This is a genomic window from Streptomyces sp. NPDC048278, from assembly GCF_040652195.1.
In the GTDB taxonomy this organism is placed as follows: domain Bacteria; phylum Actinomycetota; class Actinomycetes; order Streptomycetales; family Streptomycetaceae; genus Streptomyces.
In genome coordinates this window covers 86046-92243 of sequence record NZ_JBEZLP010000043.1, presented here as the reverse complement: position 1 = coordinate 92243, position 6198 = coordinate 86046, and the positions used below count along the sequence as shown (strand labels likewise).

At 68.9% G+C, this 6198-nt stretch carries 4 protein-coding genes and 1 pseudogene; all 5 read right to left on the bottom strand.

Translation table 11 applies throughout. From position 1 onward, the window contains the following. Nucleotides 1-485 precede the first annotated feature (485 nt). Complete coding sequence (locus tag AB0D74_RS43935; protein ID WP_362599967.1) at nucleotides 486-1208, bottom strand: type VII secretion system-associated protein; 723 nt, start codon at nucleotides 1206-1208, stop codon at nucleotides 486-488. Nucleotides 1209-1442: 234 nt separating this feature from the next. Then, a complete protein-coding gene (locus AB0D74_RS43930) occupies nucleotides 1443-1790 on the bottom strand; it encodes a hypothetical protein (RefSeq protein WP_362599965.1) in 348 nt (115 codons plus the stop codon). Then, entirely contained in the window at nucleotides 1783-2226 is a 444-nt protein-coding gene (locus tag AB0D74_RS43925; RefSeq protein ID WP_362599963.1) for a YbaB/EbfC family nucleoid-associated protein, read from the bottom strand. Before AB0D74_RS43925 ends, AB0D74_RS43930 begins: the two co-directional genes overlap by 8 nt. 149 nt (nucleotides 2227-2375) lie before the next feature. After that, entirely contained in the window at nucleotides 2376-5357 is a 2982-nt protein-coding gene (locus tag AB0D74_RS43920) for a WXG100 family type VII secretion target (protein ID WP_362599961.1), read from the bottom strand. Between the two features lie 194 nt (nucleotides 5358-5551). Further along, nucleotides 5552-6198: pseudogene (locus AB0D74_RS43915) on the bottom strand (hypothetical protein); the annotation flags it as partial.

The window sequence follows — 6198 nt, the reverse complement described above, 5'->3', positions numbered from 1 at the left end:
CCGCCCGCACCTCATCCATCACCGGCCCCAGATCAGCAACCACCCCCCGCACCCGCGACGCAAAATCACGATGCGCCCGCCCCAGAGCCCACAACTTGTCCTCATCGGCCTTCGGCCAGTCCCCACCCGCCAGCTTCGCCACCCACTGCAACCCCGACGGCAACATGATGCTCACGCGCCCGGATCACCCACCCACGTGTCGGACAGCCGAGACCGACGGCACACCGGGTGCGCTGCTGTCGGCCGGACTCGGGACCAACCGCCGGCTGAGGGCAGCCGGAAGGCTGCCCTCAGCGGTCGTGTGGATCCCCACCATGTCGTTCCATCCCGGTCTCAGTAGGTGCGTCGGCACTGCGAAACACCGAGTCAACCGCCCGGGCGCCGACGCTCCAATCGGCCCGAGCTGATCTTGACTCCGCGTACACCTGGGTCTGCCCGCTCATCCATACCGACGGCGGCCGTCGGAGGGTTTCCGCGTCGCGGCGTCAGAGCGCGTCGCCCGTCGGGACATCGGTAATACGGGTGTCGCGGCTGCTGTCGCGGACGGCTTCCGGCTCGGCAGGAGCGGGCAGTATGTCGTCCAGGTCGCCCAGCCAGAAGTTCTCCCCCTCCGCGTCGCCGGAGGCCCGCACCGCCTCACGCAGCACATCCGATTCGACCGTCATGCTGACCGCACCGGACGCGTTCAGGTAGATCACATGGCCTTGGGGGATCTGGTCGAGAAGGTCCGGGACCTTGACGGGCCGGAACGACATGCGGCCCGCCGCGTGCAGGTGGTCCGGTGAGGTGAAGACGGGAACGACGGGCGTCTCGTCGTCCGGCGCCACGGCGGCCAGCAGTCCGCCGCCCGGGGTGACGAACACCGCGACCTCGGCCGTGGCCAGAGCGCGCGTGACGTCCTCCGCGGGGCCGTAACCCGTCGCCGCGAGCTGCACCGCCGCGTCCACCGGGTCGGTCGGCTCCGGCCATCCGAGCCCCGCCGGCGAGGGACGGTACTCCTCGTTGTCCCGCCATTCCACGATCTCGCCGTCCAGGTCCGAGCGCCACTGACCGACCATGGCCCACTCCGGTGGCGTTCCCGCTCCCGACCAGGTGGGGTCGATCATCCCGAACCAGTGGTCGGGGGCCTGCCGCGCCGCCTCCCGGATGTGGTCGGGCACGGGCGGCATCTCCTCGCCGGTGACGCCCTCGCCCGGCGGAGTGGTCACCCCGGTGCCAGGCTGCGCTTCCCCTGGTTCGGGAGCCTCTGCCTGCGGCGACGCCTGGTCTTCCGACGGACTGCTCATCTGTGCTTCCACCGTTCGCTCTTGCCGGATGTCGGACCGACCGCACACGGCGGTCCGGAGCCCACAGGCGCGGGGCCTGTCTGGCCACGTCTCGCTGTGCCCTCCCGGCCGGCTCCGAGGGGCTCGGCCGGGCTGGACACGTCATGAAAGGAGGAATCAGGTGTCGTTCGCGCCCGAACTCAGCGAACTTCCTGTTGCCGCCGCGTTGTCCTCACTCGACTCGAAGGCCTTCACCATGGCGGCCACCTGCTCGGTCGAGTCATGCAGGACCGAACCGCCTTGTTGGGCGGCCGTGAGCGCCTGGCTGTGGGGCTCCTGGTACTGCTCGTAGAACTGCTTGCCCGTCTTGTCGTCGCCCCAGCATTCGCCGTAGGACTCGCTGGCGTTCTGGAGTTGATCCCCCGCGGAGATCAGCTGGTCGGCGAGCTGCTCCAGCCTGCTGATCGCCCGCCGCATCAGGTCCGTGTCCACGCGCAGCGGTTCGTTCGACTGTTGTTCACTCATGGTCGGCACCTTCCTTCGTGCCGCCCAGCTCGTGCTCCACGTAGGCCCGCACGGCGTCCGGCAGTTCCAGTTCCTCCGGCAGCAGTGAGCTCGGATCGACACGCCCCTGCAACAGGTCTGCCGTCGACACCCCGCCGAGGAGGCGGCCGAGCGTCACCTCGGAGGCCTTGGACAGTGCCTGCGTACGCGCCCGCTCGAAAGTCGCCGTGATCACCTTCGACAGTTCTTTCGGAGGCAGGTTGCGGTACGCGGCCGTCGGGAACTCCAACGCCGCCAGCTGGCCCTGCGCTCCGACGGTGACCTTCACGACCTGCCGAGGGGCGGTCGCCGTCGCCTGGACCTCGTTGATCCGGCGACGAGTCTCGACCGCCTGCTCACGCGCATCGCGGTACTCGGCGAGCAACTCCTCGATCCGGTCGTCGTTCGGTGACGGCATTCTGGCTCTCCTCAACGTCGCGCCGCTGCCTGGATGAATTCCGAGTCAACCCGTAACGGCACTCGGCGGCCAAGCCCGGGCAGCCGTCGTTGGACTCGCGTACAGCCTCGTCTGCCTGCCTGGGCAACCTCGGCGGACCGGCCGCGCCGTCAGCCGAACACTCCCGCGCCGCCGCCCCACACCTCCTCGCCCTGGCGCAGCAGGTCGGCAACGCTGCTCTGCTCTTCCTCCCCGCGCCGCCTGACCTTGACGGCGGACGCCACCGGCGCCTCTGACTCGACCTGCTGCGAAGCCGACCTCTCTTCCGGCTCGTCGAACGCGCACGTCAGCTCCATCGGCGCGCTGCCGGATGCCTTGGGCCGCCAAGCGGGCCGTACGGGTTCGGCCGGGGCCTGGTCCATGGTGATCGCGTGGGTGATCGCGTACGCACCGGCGGCGACGGCCGTCGCCGCGGCGGCATCCTGCCTGTCTCCTTCGGTCACCGGGCCCTGGCCACCGTCAGTGCCGGGCTCGTGCACGCCGAACAGCGGAAGGAGCGAGTGCGGCGCCGAGTCCCACGTGTCCGCGTCGTCGGCCCCGGTGGCCTCAGGAACCACTGCCTCACCGACCGGCTCTTCCGCCGGCTCTTCACGGACCGGCTCCTCATGGCCCGACTCCTGCTGGGCAGGCTCCTGCTGGCCCGACCCCTGCTGCGCAGGCTCCTGCTGGCCCGACTCCTGCTGCGCAGGCTGTCGTACCTCGGAATGTCCGTGCGCTTCCGGCTCGGCACGGTGCTCGGCCGGTTCGGCCACGGTCCTGGCTTCCTGCTCGGGCCGCGGGGCGGCCTGCCGGCCGCCTCCAGCCGGTTCCGGTACGGGAAACTCGGCCGCCCCCCATTCCGGTCCGCCCCACACCGATGCCGCGCCGACCTGGGGCGAGTGGTCGCGTTGGACTCCGGCCCCTTCTCCGGCACCAGTTCCGGCTGCTCCCGCCATCGCGGAAAACGCCAGCCCCTCGATCACTCCGGCGGCCAACTCGTCGCCCACCGGGGCAGCCGAAGGCTCCAAACCGGTCGGCCGCCCCTCCGCCGATCCCTGGGGGGAGAGGTCGCCGGACATTCCGTATCCGCTCGGTAGCCGCAGATATCCCACGTCGCGCGGCGCGCCATGGGGGAATCCGATCTCGGCCTCGTCACCAGCCACCGCGGCCGACCACGGCTCCGACGTGCCGGACAGCAAACCGGACGCGTCTGAACGCTCATGCTCCCGCTCACCGTTCCCCGCCCCGGCTCCCATGCCTCCCATCGGCATCATGGGCATCATCGACGAACCAGCACCACCAACACCCTCACCCGACGACGCCAACCCACCCCCACCCAACCCCTCCCCCGGCAGACTCAGACCAACACCCCCCTGACCCACACCACCCGTCACCCCATCCGGCACATCCGACAACGACGACCCAGACCACGGCGCCGCATCCCCACCCAACAAACCAGACGCATCAGACACCGCCCCCTCAGACCCACCACCGCCTACGCCACCAGAACCCAACCCACCCATTGGCATCATCGGCAGGCCGGCTTCGCTGACTCCCGCGTCCGACGTACCCGGATACCCCGTCACGCTCGATGCCGGCGCTCCGGTACCCAGAGCCGGATCGGAGAGCACGGGCGCGTCGGAGTCCAGGCTCGTGCTGGGGAAATCGGAGAGCGAACTCGGAGCGAGGCTTCCGGAGGTATCCACATCGGGCGTGCTTCCACCGGAAAACGCGGCCACGTCGGCGTTGGCGGGATCACTCAGCCCAGTGTCGTCGAGCCCCGACGTGCCCAGGTCGAGGCCGCCGGAATACGGGGACGCGCTCTTCTGGGACGACGGGGAATCGGCCGCCGATCCCTCCGGGGAGTTCGAGGTCGATCCCAGGTTCGCGAACGGGGTGACGATGGAGGGGCTGTCGGTGGTAAGCCCGTCGGAGGAATCGGGGTTGAGCGCCGCGTCCATCGTGGGATCGAGCGTCCCGTCGGCGAGTGTGCCGGGTTGCACCTGCCCTGCGGACGTGTCGTCGGGGAACTGGGTGGCGTTCGAGTCCAGCGCGCTGTCCACCGGTGCGTCGTCCAGACTCCCCGCCCCCGTCAGGTCCGTCGGGATGGCGGAGGGCTGAACGTCCGGATCGGCCAGATCGGCCGCATCGTTCGAGAGTTGCGGGCCGTCGACACCGTTAGCGGAATCGAGGTTGTCGGGGACGTCACTCCCGATATCGGGCCCGTTCGTCCCGAGATTGGGGTCGTTGTAGTCGAGAGTGCCGTTTCCGGAGTAGGGGCTTATCGCATCGGGGGTGTCGATCGACGAGGTGTCATCCGGGATGTTGTCCGAAGAGGAGGGGGCGTTGGGGTCGCTGTACTGCGAGTTGTAGTCGGGTACGTCGTAGTTCGACCCGCTGTAGTTCGGAACATATTGGCTGTTGTAGGGGTCGGAGCCGACGTAGTCGGAGGGGGTGTAGGGCGAGTTGGTGGCACTGTTGGTCGGATCGGTGGGTGCGTTCGGCTGGACGATGGAGTCCTGGGTGACCTTGTAATGGCCCGACAGCGTGGTGAGGACCTGCCGCATGTCGTTGGTCATCATGCTGACGACCTGCGGAAGCTTGTGGACTTCGACCATGCCGTTCGACATCTTGAGGTGCGGGTTGATCTTCAGAGCCTGGTTGGCGTACCAGGAGTCGATGTCCTCGAGCTTCGCGGCGGCCTCTCGCAGATGCTGGGCGTTGTCCGCCAGCTGCTGCGGGACGTTGTTGTCGCCGGTGACCCCGCCGGAAAGGGTGTTGGCCATGTCGGTCACCTGCTTGGTCAGGGACGTCATGGCCGAGTTGAAGGCCGTCGCCGCGGCGCCCTGCCACGGGCCGTTCTCTCCGGTCAGCGCCTGAGCCTGATCGCCCAGGCTCTGGGCGACCTCCTGCAGCACCTGCTCCGCGTACCAGAACGTGTCCGCCGCGTCCTGAAGGGTCTGCGGATTGGAGTACAGCGACGCGACGGAGTTGTTCTCCGGATGGTCGGGATCCATACCGGTGATGGCCTTCTTGATCTGCTTCCAGTTCCAGTCCTGGTAGTCAGTGGAGTTGCCATCGCCGCTGGTGCCGCTGGTGCCGCTGTCTGCCATATCGTCTGCGCTCCCCTTCGCCACACACCCGATCAACGTGACATGTCACGCGCCGCCCGGCCGTTTTCGGATCCGGCCACGGCCCCGCACGGCCTCCCGGACCTGCAACTCGGTGCGTTCCATGTGCCCGAGTACCAGGTCCGGTGGATGAGCTGTTCCGCACGTGTCCCGCCGTGCGCGGAACACGGAGAGAATCAGAAGCCGGGCAGCCCTGCGGGCTCCCAGGCTTCCGCAGACGGTTCCGGCTGCCCGTGCACCGCTTGCCCCGTCGCCTGCTGGACCATCACTTCCCGCGGCTGCACCGGCTGGGTCGAGGCATCGGGAGTCACCGCATTCTGCTGCCGCACCATCACCTGACGCGGCTCCTCCGGCTGCACCGAAGCATCCGGACTCACCGCATCCTGCTGCTGGACCATCACTTGCCGCGGCTGCATCGGCTGGGTCGAGGCATCGGGAGTCACCGCATTCTGCTGCTGCACCATCACCTCGCGCGGCTGCACCGGCTGCATCGAGGCCTCGGGAGTCGCGGCGTCGTAGGTGTACTGCCCCTGCTCCAGGGGCGTGGCATACGCGTACGGAGCCTCGCTCTGCTGTGCCGGCGCGAACTGGGCGTCCGCGGACCCCTCGCTCTGCCCCTGGGCGGCGTCGTACGTGGACCCGTAGACCTGGCCCCGGTCCTGCTGCGCCAGAGCGTACTGAGCAGCGGCAGCCCCCTGACCCGCTGGGGTCATATACGCGTTCGTATACCCCTGACTCTGGCCCTGCTGCTGCCCGGCATCCGACGTCGACCCGTACGCCACACCCGGATCCTGGACCGCCGACGCATACCCAGCGTCCGCAG